12 protein-coding genes are annotated in these 16,265 nt (G+C 70.3%); 5 read left to right on the plus strand and 7 right to left on the minus strand.

The features are described 5' to 3' along the window. Positions 1-211 precede the first annotated feature (211 nt). Both dctA and D451_RS0113265 read left to right on the plus strand, forming a co-directional pair. Positions 212-1,642 (plus strand): C4-dicarboxylate transporter DctA, encoded by a 1,431-nt coding sequence (gene dctA / locus D451_RS0113260; protein ID WP_017534780.1) that lies wholly within the window; start codon positions 212-214, stop codon positions 1,640-1,642. A gap of 143 nt (positions 1,643-1,785) precedes the next feature. Next, on the plus strand, positions 1,786-2,622 hold the full coding sequence (locus tag D451_RS0113265) for a serine hydrolase domain-containing protein (protein ID WP_026125039.1): 837 nt from the start codon (positions 1,786-1,788) through the stop codon (positions 2,620-2,622). A 57-nt stretch (positions 2,623-2,679) separates the two neighbouring features. Here D451_RS0113265 and D451_RS0113270 read toward each other — a convergent pair whose 3' ends face one another. The 5 genes from D451_RS0113270 to D451_RS0113290 form a co-directional block, all read right to left on the minus strand. Next, positions 2,680-4,116 (minus strand): NCS2 family permease, encoded by a 1,437-nt coding sequence (locus D451_RS0113270; RefSeq protein WP_017534782.1) that lies wholly within the window; start codon positions 4,114-4,116, stop codon positions 2,680-2,682. Positions 4,117-4,320: 204 nt separating this feature from the next. Continuing rightward, on the minus strand, positions 4,321-6,753 hold the full coding sequence (locus D451_RS0113275; protein WP_017534783.1) for a xanthine dehydrogenase family protein molybdopterin-binding subunit: 2,433 nt from the start codon (positions 6,751-6,753) through the stop codon (positions 4,321-4,323). Continuing rightward, positions 6,753-8,111 carry an 8-oxoguanine deaminase gene (locus D451_RS0113280; RefSeq protein ID WP_017534784.1) on the minus strand — a complete coding sequence of 453 codons (1,359 nt, stop codon included), beginning with the start codon at positions 8,109-8,111 and terminating at the stop codon, positions 6,753-6,755. The genes D451_RS0113275 and D451_RS0113280 overlap by 1 nt, the downstream gene beginning before the upstream one ends. Continuing rightward, entirely contained in the window at positions 8,108-8,623 is a 516-nt protein-coding gene (locus tag D451_RS0113285; RefSeq protein WP_014908753.1) for a (2Fe-2S)-binding protein, read from the minus strand. Before D451_RS0113285 ends, D451_RS0113280 begins: the two co-directional genes overlap by 4 nt. Beyond that, positions 8,614-9,483: an FAD binding domain-containing protein gene (locus D451_RS0113290; protein ID WP_026125040.1), complete on the minus strand. Its 870-nt coding sequence runs from the start codon at positions 9,481-9,483 to the stop codon at positions 8,614-8,616. Before D451_RS0113290 ends, D451_RS0113285 begins: the two co-directional genes overlap by 10 nt. 311 nt (positions 9,484-9,794) lie before the next feature. On the opposite strand from D451_RS0113290, the gene D451_RS0113295 reads away from it, so the two are divergent. Beyond that, positions 9,795-11,375, plus strand: a complete 1,581-nt coding sequence (locus D451_RS0113295) for a PucR family transcriptional regulator (RefSeq protein ID WP_017534785.1) — start codon at positions 9,795-9,797, stop codon at positions 11,373-11,375. Between the two features lie 37 nt (positions 11,376-11,412). After that, positions 11,413-12,117: a pentapeptide repeat-containing protein gene (locus tag D451_RS0113300; protein ID WP_017534786.1), complete on the plus strand. Its 705-nt coding sequence runs from the start codon at positions 11,413-11,415 to the stop codon at positions 12,115-12,117. A 76-nt stretch (positions 12,118-12,193) separates the two neighbouring features. Here D451_RS0113300 and D451_RS0113305 read toward each other — a convergent pair whose 3' ends face one another. Continuing rightward, positions 12,194-13,771: a BCCT family transporter gene (locus D451_RS0113305; RefSeq protein WP_014911033.1), complete on the minus strand. Its 1,578-nt coding sequence runs from the start codon at positions 13,769-13,771 to the stop codon at positions 12,194-12,196. Positions 13,772-13,973: 202 nt separating this feature from the next. On the opposite strand from D451_RS0113305, the gene D451_RS0113310 reads away from it, so the two are divergent. Further along, complete coding sequence (locus D451_RS0113310; RefSeq protein ID WP_241463328.1) at positions 13,974-14,681, plus strand: GntR family transcriptional regulator; 708 nt, start codon at positions 13,974-13,976, stop codon at positions 14,679-14,681. 81 nt (positions 14,682-14,762) lie between these two features. Here the strand turns inward: D451_RS0113310 and D451_RS0113315 are convergent, their stop codons facing one another. Beyond that, a complete protein-coding gene (locus tag D451_RS0113315) occupies positions 14,763-16,181 on the minus strand; it encodes a DEAD/DEAH box helicase (RefSeq protein ID WP_014912658.1) in 1,419 nt (472 codons plus the stop codon). Positions 16,182-16,265 lie beyond the last annotated feature (84 nt).

The following is a 16,265-nucleotide window of genomic DNA, read 5'->3' on the forward strand; positions in this document are numbered from 1 at the left end:
GACGACCCGATCGTTATGGAGGGTCCCGCCACAGGGTGTGGGCCCGGTTTCCCCTTCGTGACAGGACTCGCGGCCGCCGAACGGCGTTCTGTCACTGTTCACCTGGGTGTGGGGGGTATTGCGTGGCTCTTGTGACGGAAGTTACACTCCGCTCATTCATTCCGCGATGAGGAATGTAAATTCCAACCCCCGTCCCCTGTGGAGGGTGTCCATGGCCGTGGCCACGGAAACCGACTCGTCCCCCCGCCCCCGCCGCATCTACCACTCCCTCTTCTTCCAGGTGATCGTCGCCGTCATCCTCGGCGTACTGATCGGACACCTGTGGCCGACGGTCGGCGAAGCGCTGCGCCCCCTGGGCGACGGCTTCATCCGACTCATCAAGATGCTGATCGCGCCGCTCATCTTCTGCGTGATCGTCACCGGCATCGCCAAGGTCGGAGACCTCGGCTCCGTGGGACGCATCGGCGTCAAGGCCCTGGTCTACTTCCAGGTCGTCACCGCCTTCGCCCTGTTCTACGGCATGGTCGTCGCCAACCTCTTCAAGCCCGGCGTGGGCTTCGAGGTCGACCCCGCCGACCTCGACACCGGCGCCCTGGAAGAGGTCACCCAGGGCGGAGAGCTGCCCGGCGTGGCCCAGTTCTTCCTCGACGTGATCCCCGAGAGCGTCGTCGGCGCCTTCGCCGAGAACTCACTCCTCCAGGTCCTCTTCTTCGCGGTGTTCGTGGCCCTGGCCCTGTCCAAGCTGGGCGAACGCGGCAAGCCGGTCCTCGACCTCATCGAGCGTTTCACCGACGTCATCTTCGTCTGCATCGGCTGGATCATGCGGGTGGCCCCCATCGGCGCCTTCGGTGCGATGGCCTTCGTGATCGGCGCCTACGGGCTCTCCTCGCTGAGCAGTTTCGGGATGCTCATCATCGCCTGCTACTCGGCCGCCGTGATCTTCCTGTTCGCGCTCGCCGTCATCGCCAGGGTCCTGGCCGGCGTCAACCTGTGGAAGTTCCTGCGCTACACCAAGGAGGAGTTCGCCCTCGCCATCGGCGCCGCCTCCTCCGAGGCGGTCATGCCGCGCATCATGCAGAAGCTCACCAACGCCGGCTGCTCCAAGGCGACCACAGGCCTGGTCGTACCGACCGGCTACTCGTTCAACCTCGACGGCGCCGCCATCTACCTGCCGATCGCCGCGCTCTTCCTCGCCCAGGCCTTCGGCGCCGATCTCAGCGTCGCCGACCAGCTCATGATGGTCCTCATCCTGCTCCTGACCTCCAAGGGCATGGCCGGGGTCCCGGGGTCGGCCTTCCTGGCCCTGTCGGCGACCGCCACCGCTCTGGGCGCCTTCCCCGCCGCCGGCGTCGCGCTGCTCCTGGGCGCGGACCGCCTCATGGACACCATGCGCGTGTCGATCAACCTGCTCGGCAACTGCGTGGCCACCTTCGTCATCGCCAGATGGGAGGGCCAGCTCGATATGGAGCGGATGCGCGCCGTCCTCGACGGCCGCGAGCCGCCCGCCCGCGAGGAGGACGAGGAGAAGCCCGTCAAGACTGAGGTCTCCGAGGCTCCGAACGAGACCGCCGGAGCCCTCACCGGGACCGGCGACACCGACAAGGGCACCGGCGGCGACACCGCCCCGCCCACCGAACGCTAGAAGGACGCGACCGACCCACCACGGCCGCCCTCCCACCCCGGAGGGCGGCCGTTCCTGGAGCCCCGCACGTACAGGGGCACCCGATCGTCGAAACCGGCCCCGCTACCCTGAGGGCCGTCACTCCCCCCGACAGTGAGGTGACCATGGACGCTTCCTCCGGCCCCGTCGTCCACGGCCGGGTCGAGCCCGGGTTCGAACCGGTCCGCGACGCCTTCCGCCGTAACCTCACCGAACACGGAGAGGTGGGCGCGGCCGTGGCCGTCCACCACGCCGGCCGTCCGGTGGTCGACCTGTGGGCCGGGGTTCGGGACCTCGACTCCGGAGCCCCCTGGGAATCCGACACCCTGGCGATCGTCTTCTCCGCCACCAAGGGCGTCACATCGATGGTCCTGGCCCACGCCCATTCACGGGGGTTGTTCGAATACGACCGTCCGGTGGCCCTCTACTGGCCCGGGTTCGCGCGTGCGGGCAAGGAACGGATCACCGTCCGCGAGCTGCTCTCCCACCGCGCCGGGCTGCCCTACCTGGACGCCGAGCTCACCCCCGCCCTGCTCGCCGAGCCCGACTATCGCTCCGTGGAACTGCCGCACGGCAACGGCTTCGCCACCGCGCGCTCCCTGGCCGCGCTCTACGGAGAGTTCGCCCAGGGCTCCCCGACACTGGGGGTGGGGGAGGAGAGCCTGCGGGCCCTGGAGGAACGGCCCGACCCTCCCACGAGAGGGGAGCACGACGTCAACCTCAAGATCCCCACGCGGTACTCGCTGGGCCTGTGGAAACCCCACCCCGCCTGGCGCTTCGGCAGCGACGATCGGGCCTACGGGACCCCCTGCGCGGGCGGCTCGTTCGGGTTCGCCGACCCGGCGACCGGGACCGGATACGGTTACGTGCCCAACCGTATGGGGCTGCGGATCAGGGACGACCCTCGTGACGCGGCCCTGCGTCGGGCCCTCGCCGACTGCCTGAAGGCCTCGACGCCCTGAGGATGACCAAGGCCGGACTCCGCGGGACAGGGCGGGTCCGGCCACTGCGCGTTCGGGTCACAGACCCATGGCGTGCATCGAGAAGTGGAAGGCGAAGACCGCGCTCAGGAGCCACATCAGCCAGCCGACGTCGTAGAACCTCCCCTGCACGGTCCTGATCAGGGTGTGCGCGATGATCCCGATGCCGATCCCGCTGGCGATGTCGTAGGCGAACGGCATCATCGCGATGGTCAGGAACGCGGGGATGGCCACCGAGATGTCCGTCCACGCGATCTGACCCACGTGCATCATCATCATGGCGCCCACCAGCACCATCGCCACCGACGCCGCCTCGGCCGGCACCATGCCGAAGACCGGGGCGAAGAAGAGGCCGCTGAGGAACAGCGCACCGGTGACCACGCTGGCCAGACCGGTCCGGGCGCCCTCGCTCACCCCGGCCGTGGACTCCACGAACACCAGCGTCGCCGAGGAGCTGGTCAGACCACCGGCCACCGCGCCGGCGCCGTCGGTGACCAGGATCTGGTTGACCCGGGGCATCTGCCCCTTGTCGTCGGCGATCCCGGCCTTGGTGCCGATCGCCAGGATGGTGCCCAGGGCGTCGAAGAACCCGGCCAGCACCAGGGTGAACAGGATGATGCCGGCGGTGGTGGGTCCGGCCGAGGTCCAGGCGCCGAACAGGTCCACCTGGAACAGCAGCCCGAAGTCGGGCATGGACACCGGGCTCGAGGGCAGCGCGGGGACGCCGCCTCCCCACACCTGGTCGTTCAGGTTCAGCGCGTAGTGCAGGAGCACCGCGAGGACGGTGGCGCCCACGATGCCGTAGAAGATCGCTCCGGGCACGTTGCGCGCCAGCAGCAGGGAGGCCAGGATCAGGCCGGTAACGAACACCAGGATCGGCCATCCGTCGAGGTGGCCGCCGCCGCCCGCGACACCGAGCTGGAGCAGGCTTCCGCCGTCGCCGGCGCTCACGAAGCCGGCGTTGGTCAGACCGATCAGCGACACGAACAGGCCGATGCCCACCCCGATGGCGAGCTTGAGGTCGTGCGGCAGCGCGTTCATGACCGCGGTCCGCACCCCGGTGACGACCATGAGGATGATGGCGATGCCCTGCCAGACGACCAGGCCCATCACCTCGGGCCAGGCCATCACCGGCGCCGCCTGGTAGGCGACCACCGCCATCACGCCCAGCGCGGCCGCACAGGCGATGGGCGCGCGGCCGACCAGGCCCATCATGATGGTGACCAGACCGGCGGACAGAACGGTCATGGTGGTCAGCTGGGGGGCCGAGAGCACGTCGCCGTTCACGTCGGTGACGCTGCTGAGGATGACCGGGTTCAGGACGATGATGTAGGCCATCGCCATGAACGTGGTCAGGCCTCCGCGGACCTCGCGGCCGTAGGTGGAACCTCGTTCGCCGATGAGGAAGAACCGGTCGAGCCAGGATCGATCCGTACCGGATCGTGTGCTCGATCCGGTGCCGTTGTTTTCGGGCACGTCCCCTCCTGGAGGGATATGGGCACGACGAGACAGCGCCGCGTGGGAAAAAAAGGGGGGGTGACTACCTAGCGTAGTCGAATTCGCCGCCGGGATATCGGGGCCCGGGGCCGCCCGCCCGGGGCCGATGACGTCGGTCGTACCGGGGCGGGAGGAGAGAGGGGGAGGGGCGCGCGGGTGGCGCCGCCCCTCCCGGGAGAGGACCTACAGGTCGATACCGACGATGTCCTCGGGGCGCACGGGGGCGTGGGTCAGCGGCCGTCCGGTCGCGTCGCGCACCGCCGCCACGATCGCGGGCGTGGACGACAGTGTCGGCGGTTCGCCGGCGCCGCGCAGCCCGTACGGGGAGTGCGGGTCGGGGTGCTCCAGCACGTCGATGCGCATCGGCGGGGTGTCCAGGATGGTCGGGATCAGGTAGTCGGTGAAGGACGGGTTGCGGATCTCGCTGTCCTTGACCTGGATCTCCTCCATCAGGGCCAGACCCAGGCCCTGGGTCGAGCCGCCCTGGATCTGTCCGGCGAGCTGCTGGGGGTGCATCACCTTGCCCACGTCCTGGACCGCGTCCAGGGCCACGACCTTGACCAGGCCCAGCTCCACGTCCACGTCCACGACGGCACGGTGCACGCACATCCCGAACTGGGTGTGCGAGCTGCCCTGACCCAGCTCGGGGTCGATCATCTCGGTGGGACGGTGGTGGTACTCGCGGGTCCGCTCGACCACGGTGCCGTTCTCGGCGGACTCGCCCAGCAGTTCGGCCAGCGACACCAGGACGCCGTCCACGGCGGAGACGACCTTGCCGCCCTCCAACGCCAACTCGACGTCCTCGCGCCCCTGGGGGACGAACCCCTTGCGCCGGGCCAGCTCGAACACCTCCGCGCGCACCGAGGCGCACGCGGTGCGCACCGCGCCACCGGTCATGTACGACTGGCGCGAGGCCGAGGACGAACCGGCCGAACCCACCTGGGTGTCGGAGGGGGCGATGACCACCTTCTCCACACCCAGCTCGGTGCGGGCGATCTGCCCCTTGATGGTCACCAGCCCCTGGCCGACCTCGGCGGCGGCCGTGTGCACCAGGACCACCGGTTCGCCGGCGACGACCTCCAGCCGGACCCGCGCGGTGGAGTAGTCGTCGAACCCCTCCGAGAAGCACAGGTTCTTGAGGCCGAGGCCGTAGCCCACGCCGCGGACGACACCCTCGCCGCGCGTGGTCCCGGCGACGCCGCCCGGCAGGGTGCGCTGGTCGGAGGGGTCCTCCAGTTCGGTGCGCTCCACCGGCATGGGAAGGTCACGGCACCGCTCCAACATCTCCGCCATCGGCAGCGGCATGTCGATCTCCTGGCCGGTGATGATCCGCGACCCCTGCGCCATGGCGTTCTTCAGCCGCAGGTCCACCGGGTGCATGCCCAGCTCCTTCGCGAGCCGGTCCATCTGCGACTCGTAGCCGAAGCAGGCCTGGACCGCGCCGAAGCCGCGCATGGCGCCGCAGGGCGGGTTGGTGGTGTAGACGCCATAGGCGTCCACCAGCACGTTGGGCACCTCGTAGGGGCCGATACCCAGGGAGGAGGCCACGCCCACCACGGCGGGGGTCGCCGACGCGTAGGCGCCGCCGTCCACGATGATCTCCAACGTGGCGTACAGCAGGGTGCCGTCGGCTTTGGCCCCGTGCTCATAGCGCATCTTGGCCGGGTGACGGTGCACGTGTCCGTAGAAGGACTCCTCCCGGTTGTAGACGAACTTGACCGGCTTGCCGGTGCGCAGGGCCAGCATGCACGCGTGGATCTGCATGGACAGGTCCTCGCGGGCGCCGAACGCTCCGCCCACGCCCGCCAGGGTCAGCCGCACCTTCTCCTGGGGCAGACCCAGGGCCGGGGCGATCTGGCGCTGGTCCACGTGCAACCACTGGGTGGCCACGTACAGGTCCACGCCGCCGTCCTCGGCGGGGATCGCCATCCCCGACTCCGGGCCGAGGAAGGCCTGATCCTGCATGCCCACCTCGTACTCGGTGGTCACCACGGCGTCGGCCTCGGCGCGCAGCCGCTCCAGGGCCTCCCGGTGCGCCTCCTGGGAGGAGGGGGACTCGGCGAAGGCGCCGGTGCGGATGGGCTGGTAGCGCACCCGGTTGCCGCTCTGGTTGTACTCGGGGTGTTCGGGCAGCTCGCCCTTCTCGTGCACCAGCGGGTACTCGGGGTCCAGTGCCGCCCGTCGGGAGTCGCTCACCGGGGGCAGGACCTCGTAGTCGACCTCGATCCGCTCCAGGGCCCGGCGCGCGGTCTCGGGGTGGTCGGCGGCCACGATCGCCACGGCCTCACCCTTGTAGCGGACCTTGTCGAAGGCCAGGACCGGCTGGTCCTGGTACTCCAGGCCGTACCGCTTCTCCCCGGGGACGTCCTCGTGGGTGAGCACCGCGTACACGCCGGGCAGCCTCAGCGCCTCGGTGACGTCGATGCCGTGGATCCTCGCGTGCGGGTGGGGGCTGCGCAGGGTCGCCCCCCACAGCATGTCCTCCATCCACATGTCGGAGGAGTAGGCGAACTCTCCGGTGACCTTCAAGGTCCCGTCGGGCCGGCGCGGGCTGGCGCCCACCCCGTCCTTGGTGGTGCTGGTCAGGTCCGTGACGGTACGGGTCGTCGTCGCCATCAGCGGTTCACCTCCTGGGTCAGACGCCGGTGCGCCTCGCGGCCGCGGGCGGAGGCCGTCTCGGCGGAGAGGGTGCGCAGTTCACCGCGGTCGACGACGGTGTTCCCGCCGACCATCAGCCGCTCCAGCGGCGGGGGCGGGCCGAACACCATCGCCACCACAGGGTCGTCGATCACGTTGTGGCCGAAACCGTCCACCCGCCACAGCGCCAGGTCGGCGACCTTGCCCACCGACACCGAGCCCAACTCGCGGTCGCGGCCCAGCACCTTGGCCCCGCCCAGGGTGGCCATCTCCAGGGAGCGGCGGGCGGACAGCGCCTGGGGCCCCTTGCGGGCGCGGGCCATCAGCAGGGCCTGATGCATCTCGCCGGCCATCGTCGACAGTTCGCTGGAGGCGGGACCGTCCACACCCAGGCCGACCTTGGCGCCGGCCTCCAACAGCTCGGTGACCCGACAGATTCCCGCGCCCAGGCGGGCGTTGGAGGTGGGGCAGTGCGCGACCCCGGTGCCGGTGGCCGCGATCCGGCCGATCGCCTCGTCCGACAGGTGCACGGCGTGCGCGAACCACACGTCCTCGCCCAGCCAGCCGAGCCGTTCGGCGTATTCGACGGGGGTGCAGCCGAACTCGGCCAGGCACTGCTCCTCCTCGTCGAGGGTCTCGGCCAGGTGGGTGTGCAGCCGTACGCCCTTGTCCCGGGCCAGCTCCGCGGCCTGGGTCATCAGCTCGCCCGAGACCGAGAACGGCGAGCAGGGCGCCACCGCGATCCGGGTCATCGAGTCGAAGGAGGGATCGTGGTGGGTGTCGATGGCGGCGGCGGTCCCCGACAGGGCCCCCTCCAGGGTCTCCACCACGCTGTCCGGTGGAAGTCCGCCCTGGCTCTTGCCCCGGTCCATCGAACCGCGCGCCAGGTCCAGCCGGATCCCGACCTCGTGGGCGGCCTCCACCTCGGCGGCCACGATGTCCCCGCGCCCGGACGGGTAGATGTAGTGGTGGTCGGAGGCTGTCGTGCAGCCGGACAGCGCCAGGTGGGCGAGCCCGGCCGACGTCGTCCCCGACACCACCTCGGCGTCGAGTCGGTGCCAGATCTCGTAGGAACCCACCAACCACTCGAAGAGCGTGCCGTCGGCGAACAACCCCTGCGTCGCCCACTGGTAGAGGTGGTGGTGGGTGTTGACCAGACCGGGCGTGACCACGAGGCCCCGACCGTCGATCCGTTCGATCTCGCCCTCCACGGCGGGGGCGGGTCCGGCGCCCACGGCCGCGATACGACCGTCGCGCACCACGACGTGGCCGTTCGCGTACTCGGGTCCGTCCACGGTCACCACGTGGGCGCCCTCGATGACGATCACGTTGCTCATGAGGTGCTCCCGGCCGCGGCGCGGCGTTCGGCGGCCAGGTGGACCGCGTCGATGATCTTCTCGTATCCGGTGCAGCGGCACAGGTTGCCGGCCAGCGCCTCACGGATCTCGGAGTCGTCGGGCGCCGCGCGTCCCGCGCCCACGGTCCGCTCGATCAGGTCGTCGGTCTGCACGAGCAGACCCGGGGTGCAGAACCCGCACTGGACGGCCCCGGCCTCGACGAACGCCTCCTGCACCGTGCTCAGGGTGCGGTCGCCGCCCTTGCCCGGCTCCTCGGCCAGACCCTCGACGGTGCGCACCTCGCGCCCCTCGGCCTGGCCGGCGGCGATCATGCACGAACAGGCGGTCACCCCGTCGAAGTAGACGGTGCACGAACCGCACTCGCCCTGCTCGCAGGCGTTCTTGCTGCCGGGCAGCCCCAGCCGCTCGCGCAGCACGTACAGCAGGCTCTCGCCCGGCCAGACGTTGTCGGCGGTGACGTCCTCGCCGTTGACGTTGAAACTCACGCGCATCGCGTGGACCCCTTCCGGTAGTCGGTGACGGACCAGCTCAGCGCACGACGCGCCATGACGGCCAACGTGTGCCTGCGGTACGCGGCGCTGCCGCGCTGGTCGTCGATGGGACGGGCGGCGGCGGCCACCAGCTCGCCGAACCTGGTGACGACGGCCTCGGAGAGGGGCCGGCCGTCCTCCCAGTCGAACTCGGCCTCCAGGAACTCCTCGGCGGCCTCGGCGCGGAACGGCGTCGGACCGGCCGAGCCCACACCTGTGCCGACCCTGCGGTTCTCGGTGTCCAGGGCCAGACTGAAGTTGGCCACCGCGATCACCATCGCGTTACGGGTGCCGATCTTGGCGAACTGCTGCGGGCCGGTGGGCGCGGGCAGCAGGATCGCGGTGATCAGCTCGTCCGCGCGCAGCGCCGTCTCGCGGAACGACAGATAGAAGTCGCGCGCCCGGACCCTGCGGGTGCCGCGCACCGACGCGAGCTCGATCTCGGCGTCGGTGGCCAGCAGGGGCGGATGGCACTCACCGGCGGGGGAGGCCCCGCCCAGGTTGCCGCCGACGGTGCCGCGGTTGCGGATCTGGGGGGAGGCCACCGACCGTGAGGCCTTGGCCAACGCGGGGGCGCGCCCCGACAGGTGCTCGATGATCCTGGTGTAGGGGACACCGGCGCCCAGTCGGGTGCGGTCGCCGTCCACGCCCCACTCCGCCAGTTCCGGTACCCGGGTCAGATCGATCAACGCCGAGGGGCGGCGCTTGTCGAAGTTCAACTCCACCATCACGTCGGTGCCGCCCATGATGGGCACTCCATCGGGGTGGGCGCTCCTGGCCTCTAGGGCCTCCACCAGTGTGGATGGCCTCAGGAATTCCATGCTCGTCCTCGTCCTGCGCAGTGGTCCGGTCGCGGTCACGTCGACGCGACCTCTCGTGAAATCCGGCGATCCGTTCGAATAGCGGGCGATCTTGTGAAGTACACCACTCAGGGTCGACGATCACCATCCGGTGATGACATGAAGTGATCCCGGAACGAACGGCGGCCTTTGGTCGTTTCCTCCAAGTGGTGACGATGAGAGCATCGTGTGACCGTTACTCCGCTGTTCACCACCCCCATCGTGGGACACACTGTGTCCCGACACGTAGGCATCACCGGTGGGACACGCCCACCCGAACGTGAAGGAAGTCCATGCAGATCAGTGAACTCCTCGCCGTCAAGGGACTGCGCCTGCGGTTTTTGTCGGGAGAGGAGCACGCCCGCCGTGACATCCGGTGGGCCTACACCACTGACCTGCTCGAACCCGCGCGCTACCTCCGCGGCGGGGAGCTCGTGCTGACCGGCATGATGTGGCATACCCGACCGGAGGACTCCGAGACCTTCGTCTCCTCGATCGTCTCCGCCGGCTCGCTGGCCGTGGGCGCCGGTCGGGCGCTGGGCGAGATCCCCCCGGACCTGATCGAGGCCTGCCGCGCCCACGACATCCCGCTCATCGAGATCCCCACCGAGACCTCCTTCGGCGCGGTCACCGAGGAGGTGCTGCGCTCCCTCACCCAGCGCCGCTTCACCACCATCGCCGAGACCCGCGACCGGCACCGTCGTCTCATGGCCGAGGTCGCCTCCGGCGCCGACTTCCCGAGCGCCTTCTCCTCGGCGGCCACCCAGGCCGGTCTCGAGGCCTGGGTGATCTCCTCCGGCGGCCGGCACATCGCCTCCTCCAGTGGGCCCCTCCCCGTCGAGGACCGCGAACGGTTGGCCGCCCAGGCGCTCACCTGGTCCGCCTTCCCGCGCACCCTGCGCTTCCCCGACGAGGGCGAGAACGGGCGCGCGATCACGGTCCTGCCGGTGCGGGCCAGGGAGACGCACTCGCTGGCAGGCTGGTGGATGGTGGTCTCCGGAGACCACCGGGACTGGAGCGAGGAGGAGCACGAGACGGTCGCCGAACTCGTCTCCATCGGGGTCCTGGCCCGCAGCCGGGCCGAGGAGCGGGCCCTGACCACCGCCCGCCACCTGGAGGGACTGCCCCGCCTGCTCGCCGCCCAGCGCTTCGACGAGGTCGCCGAGCTGATGCGCGGGGCCGAGGGCGGCTCCGTGCCCGAGGACCGCGCGCACGTGGTGGTCAGCGCCGTCATGCTGCCCGACCCCAGGGTCCCCGATCTGTCCCGCCGGGTGCTGGCCGAGCTGGTCGCCGACCACCCCGCCGCGGTGGTCACCGGCGACAACGACGCCCTGGCGATCATCCCCGTGGAGGGCGGAGACCACGACATCCGGCGACGGGGCGAGGAGATCCGCAACGAGCTGGTCCACCGCGCCCACGTCCTGGACGCCGGCCTGCTCGACTACCGGCTGGTCGTCGGGTTGAGCTCGGCGGCGCGCGGCATCACCGAACTGCGCGGCGCGGCGGTGGAGGCCCGGCACGCCCGTCGGCTGGCCGAGCTGCGCGGCGGACGCTCCCGTGTCATCGCCGGGGCCGAGATCGACTCCCACGAACTGCTGTTGGCCTCGGTCCCCGAGGAGGTGCAGACCTCCTACCGGGAACGTCTCCTGGGCCCGCTGATCGCCTACGACCGGGACCACCGTTCGGACCTGGTCGAGACCCTGGAACGGTTCCTGGCCCACTCGGGTTCCTGGCAGCGCTGCGCCGCCGCGATGCACGTGCACGTCAACACCCTGCGCTACCGCATCGGCAGGGTGGAGGAGCTCACCGGACGTGACCTGAGCAGCCTCGAACACCGCGTCGATCTGTTCCTGGCCCTCAAACTCCGGGACTGAGCCGCTTTCGTCCGAGGGGGCCGCTAGGGTCCGGTGCGTGAGCACCGATCCTCTCGCCACAGCCGAGACCACCGACGCCGACCTGTCCGACCTCGATCTGCGCGAGGCCCTGTCCCGCGACCCGGGACGGCCCCGTGTCCTGACCCGCTGCGACCTGAGCGGAGCCGATCTGCGCGACGCCGCCCTGGTGGACGCCCGGCTGATCGACTGCCGGTTGGACGGGGCGCGCCTGGACCGAGCCGAACTGGAGGGCGCGGTGTTCACCGGCGGCAGCGCCTCCGGGGCCTCCTTCGCGCACTCCGAGTGCACCGACACCCGCTTCGAGCGGATGGACCTGGCCAACACCCGCTGGCAGGGCGCCCTGCTCACCGACACCGTCTTCTCCGGCTGCCGGATGACCGGCGCGGGCCTCACCTCGCTGCGGGGGATCGGCTATAGCTTCTCCCAGTGCAACCTGATGCTGGCGCGCTGCAAGGGGCTGGTCCTGCGCGGTCGGACCCTGGAGGGGCTGCGCATGGACGAGGCCGACCTTGCCTCCGCCGACCTGCGGGAGACGGTATGGGTGGAGTCGCGGCTGCGCGGCGCCAACCTGATCAACGCCCGGTTCACCGGCGCCGACCTGCGCGGCGCGGACCTGGGCGAGCTGCCCTTGGACCAGGCGGGCCACCTGCGCGGGGCCACCATCTCCCCGACGCAGTCGGGCATGATCCTGGCCTCGCTCGGCATCATCGTCGCCGAGTGAACGACGAGGGCGTGGGGGAGGAACCCCCGCGCCCTCGTGCGCACGACACGTCCGCGCCGCCGTTACGGCGCTTCGATCAGTGGACCGGTTCCGGCTCCTCCTCGACCACCGGGGCGGCCTCCGACCCCCCGGCGACTGCGGGGTCGGAACGCAGGTCGCGCCAGAAGGCCACGACCACTCCCACGATGACGACCAGGAACGGTGCCGAGGCGACGATGACCGTTTGTTGGAGGGCGGCCAGACCGCCGGAGAGCAGCAGGATCACCGCCAGGACCCCGGTCATCGCACCCCACAGGAGCAGGATCGGGGTGCGCGGCTTGACGGCGCCGTGCGTGGTGATCATGCCGAGCACGTACGTGTTGGCGTCGGCGCCCGAGACGAAGAACAGCACCGCCAGGACGACCACCAGAGCGGTGGTCACCGTCGGCAGCGGGAACTCCGCGAGGGTCGCGAAGAAGGCGCTGTTGATGTCGGCCGCGGTGGCTCCGGCGATATCGGTGCCGTGGTTCATGTCGAGGTCGATGGCGGCGCCGCCGAAGACCGCGAACCAGGTGAAGAACGCCGCGCTGGGCATGACCAGGACGACCAGCACGAACTGGCGGATGGTGCGGCCTCGGGAGATGCGGGCCAGGAAGATCCCGACGAACGCGCCCCAGGAGACCCACCAGGCCATCATGAAGTAGGTCCAGCCCTGCATCCAGCCGATGTCCCCGAACGCCGGACCGCGCAGACTCATCACGAGGAAGTCGTTCGCGTACAGGCCCACCGACTCCAGGAAGAGCGAGACCAGGAACGAGGTCGGCCCCAGGAGGAGGACGAACAGGAACAGCACCGAGGCGATGGAGAGGTTGACCTCGCTGGTGTAGCGGATGCCGCGCTTGATGCCGGAGGCCGCGGACAGGCTGAACAGGACCGTCACCGCGACGACGATCACGACCTGGGTCGTGGTGCCGGTCGGGGTCCCCAGGAGGCGGTTCAGCCCGTTGTCGATCTGGAGCGCGCCCAGACCCAGTGAGGTCGTGGTGCCGAACAGGGTCGCGAAGACCGTGAAGACGTCGATGGCCTTGCCCGCCGGGCCGTCGGCGTGACGGCCCAGGAGCGGCCGGAAGAGGGCGCTGACCAGGCCGGGGCGCTTCTTACGGTGCATCGAGTAGCCGATGGCCAGGCCGAAGACGGCGAAGATCGCCCAGGCGTGCAGGCCCCAGTCGTAGAACGAGTACTGCATGGCCACCACGGCGGCCTGCGGTGTGCCCGGTTCGGCGAGGCCGTGGGGCGGTTCCCACATGTGGGAGACGGGTTCGGCGATGCCGTAGGAGACCAGGCCGATGCCCATGACCGCGCACAGGATCATCGCGATCCAGGTGTGGGTGGCGAACTCCGGACGGTCGTCGTCGGAGCCCAGGCGGATCCGCCCGAAGCGACTGAAGGCGAGGAAGAGCAGGAAGGCCAGCAGGATCAGCGGCAGCAGCAGGTAGGCCCACCCGAAACCGCGGGTGATGTGGTCCAGTGCGACGCTCATCACCGACATCTGGTGGGTGGGGGCGATCACACCCCAGGCCACGAAGACGAGGGAGATCGCCAGGGAGGTCCAGAAGACACTCCCGAGACCCTTCCCGGACCGGGTGGCGTTCCCGGTTCGGGCGGAGGCGTTCATCCGAACCACCGTCGACGGTGGTCGGGTCCGGCCGGAGGAGGACGTAGGTACAGGGTTTCTTGCATGGCAGGCGAGCTTAGTTTCCCGTTCGGGCACCGTCAAAATAAGACTCTGTGGGAGAAATCCCAGGCGAAAGGGGTTGTGTCGCTCCGGGTTTCGTGTTGTTTGACGTTAGAAAGCCGACTTTCCTATGTTCTGTGCCATGCAAGAGAGTGAGGAGGTGGGCGTGCGCAAGCCCGCCGAGTTCCCCCTGGGCACCCAGGAGCGCGTCGTCGAGCAGCTGCGTCGGGCGATCACCGGCGGTCTCCACGCTCCGGGCGACGCCCTGTCGGAGGTGGCCCTGGCCGAGGCCTACGGAGCCAGCCGCACCCCCGTCCGTGAGGCCCTCAAGCAGCTCCAGGTCGATGGGCTGGTGGAGATTCGACCGAGGGTGGGCACCTTCGTGCGAGGGCTCTCCCGGCGCGAGGTCGTCGAGCTGTTCCAGATCAAGGAGGTGCTGGAGGGCTTGGGCGCGCGCCTGCTCGCCGGGCGGGGGAGGGTCGTCGAGGTCGACCGGCTGGAGGAGAACCTCTCGCGCGCCCGCCGGGCCCTGGCCGAGGGGGACCTGGACACCTGCGCGCGGCTGACCCACGAGTTCCACGACCTGGTGGTGCTCGGCGCGGACAACACGAGCCTGGTCCACCGGCATCGACGGCTGACCGACCAGCTGGCCTACCACCGTCTGGCGGCCGGCCCCTCACGACGCCCGAGGGCGTTCGAGAGCGCTTTGGACGAGCACCGGATCGTGCTCGACCGCGTCATCGACAAGGACGGCTTCGGTGCGGAGGCGGCGATGCGCCATCACGCGCGCGCCGGAGAGCAGGCGGTGATGGCGGCCGACCCCTGGGGCGAGGACCTTCGGGAGGCGTGAGCGGGCGGGGCCGGCGGTGATCCGTCCCGGATCGCTTCTAGGCGGGGCCGGAGCACTTCCGACCCCGCGTGTCATCCCGTCTCAGCGGCGCGGTCGTCGTCGCGGTCCGCGCGAGGAGGGGGCACGGCGTGGCGCGCGGGGCGCCGCGGTGGGCACCGAGACCGGCACCCCCGAGGGCTCACGGGCCCCGGTCACCCTGGTCAGTTCCGGATCCTCGGCGTTCACCCGCACGGTATGCGGCTCGATCCGGGCCCGGCTCATCAACCGGGTCATGTCCCGTCGCTGGTTCTGTAGTACGAGCGTGACCACGCTGCCGGACTCTCCCGCCCTGGCCGTGCGTCCGCCCCGGTGCAGGTAGTCCTTGTGGTCGGTGGGCGGGTCGATGTTGACGACCAGGTCCAATCCGTCCACGTGGATGCCGCGGGCCGCCACGTTGGTGGCGATCAGGGCCGTGACGTCCCCTCGCTTGAACTGGTCGAGGGTGCGGTTCCGTTGCGGCTGACTCCGGCCACCGTGCAAAGGCGCGGCGAGGACCCCGTTGGCCAGCAGGTGATCGGCCATACGGTCCACGGCGCGCTTGGTGTCGAGGAACATGATCACCCGACCGTCACGGGCCGCGATCCGGGTGGCGATGTCCTGCTTGTCCATGAGCGACACGTGCATGACGTGGTGCTCCATGGTGGAGACCGCGCCCTCGGAGGCGTCGACCGAGTGGACCACCGGGTCGTTCAGGAAACGACGGACCAGCGTGTCGACGTTACGATCCAGGGTCGCCGAGAACAGCATGCGCCGACCGTCGGCCGGGACCTCTTGGAGGATCGCGGTGACCTGGGGCATGAACCCCATGTCGGTCATCTGGTCGGCCTCGTCCAGGACCGCCGACTCCACCCGGTCCAGGACGCAGTCGCCCCGCTCCATCAGGTCGCGCAGACGCCCGGGGGTGGCCACGACCAGGTGGACACCTCGCTGAAGGGCGCGGGCCTGACGGTGGATGGGCATACCGCCGACGACGGTGACCGTGCGCGCACCCACCGAACGGGCGTAGGGCTCCAGCGAATCCGCGACCTGTCCGGCCAGTTCACGGGTGGGCGCGAGCACCACGGCCAAGGGACGGCGGGGTTCGACGGCACGCCCTTCGAGCCGGGCGAGCAGGGCCAGGCCGAAGGCCAGGGTCTTACCCGAACCGGTCCGACTGCGGCCGAGCACGTCGCGCCCGGCCAGGGAGTTGGGCAGGGTCGCCGCCTGGATCTCGGACGGGACGGTCAGGCCCTGGCGGGCCAGGGTCCGCTTCAGCGGCGCGGGCATGTCCAGCGCCTCGAAGGAGGTCACCGGTGGGAGCGCGGGGGTGACGGTGACCGGAAGAGCGAACTCTCCGAAGGCGTTGCCCCCGGCCCGGGAGCGCCCGTCGAAGCGAGGACGCCGACCGCCCTGAGGACGTTGCCGGCCGTACCCCTGGGAGTGACGACCGCGGCTTGTGCCGGTGCGGGAGGGATGACTCATATATGGCCTTTCGCCGGCGGTGTTCGCCGGGGGGCCTTCTGGCCTCGCAGGGGGAACCGGGTACGCCGGATGAATTGATCGGAT

The organism is Nocardiopsis alba DSM 43377 (assembly GCF_000341225.1).
Taxonomy (GTDB): Bacteria; Actinomycetota; Actinomycetes; order Streptosporangiales; family Streptosporangiaceae; genus Nocardiopsis; species Nocardiopsis alba.

Bases quoted from the DNA above. Each gene is read 5' to 3' on its own strand.
- dctA (WP_017534780.1), top strand. From the start codon at position 212: ATGGCCGTGGCCACGGAAACCGACTCGTCCCCCCGCCCCCGCCGCATC.
- D451_RS0113265 (WP_026125039.1), top strand. From the start codon at position 1,786: ATGGACGCTTCCTCCGGCCCCGTCGTCCACGGCCGGGTCGAGCCCGGG.
- D451_RS0113275 (WP_017534783.1), bottom strand. From the start codon at position 6,753: ATGGCGACGACGACCCGTACCGTCACGGACCTGACCAGCACCACCAAG.
- D451_RS0113280 (WP_017534784.1), bottom strand. From the start codon at position 8,111: ATGAGCAACGTGATCGTCATCGAGGGCGCCCACGTGGTGACCGTGGAC.
- D451_RS0113285 (WP_014908753.1), bottom strand. From the start codon at position 8,623: ATGCGCGTGAGTTTCAACGTCAACGGCGAGGACGTCACCGCCGACAAC.
- D451_RS0113290 (WP_026125040.1), bottom strand. From the start codon at position 9,483: ATGGAATTCCTGAGGCCATCCACACTGGTGGAGGCCCTAGAGGCCAGG.
- D451_RS0113295 (WP_017534785.1), top strand. From the start codon at position 9,795: ATGCAGATCAGTGAACTCCTCGCCGTCAAGGGACTGCGCCTGCGGTTT.
- D451_RS0113305 (WP_014911033.1), bottom strand. From the start codon at position 13,771: ATGAACGCCTCCGCCCGAACCGGGAACGCCACCCGGTCCGGGAAGGGT.
- D451_RS0113310 (WP_241463328.1), top strand. From the start codon at position 13,974: ATGCAAGAGAGTGAGGAGGTGGGCGTGCGCAAGCCCGCCGAGTTCCCC.
- D451_RS0113315 (WP_014912658.1), bottom strand. From the start codon at position 16,181: ATGAGTCATCCCTCCCGCACCGGCACAAGCCGCGGTCGTCACTCCCAG.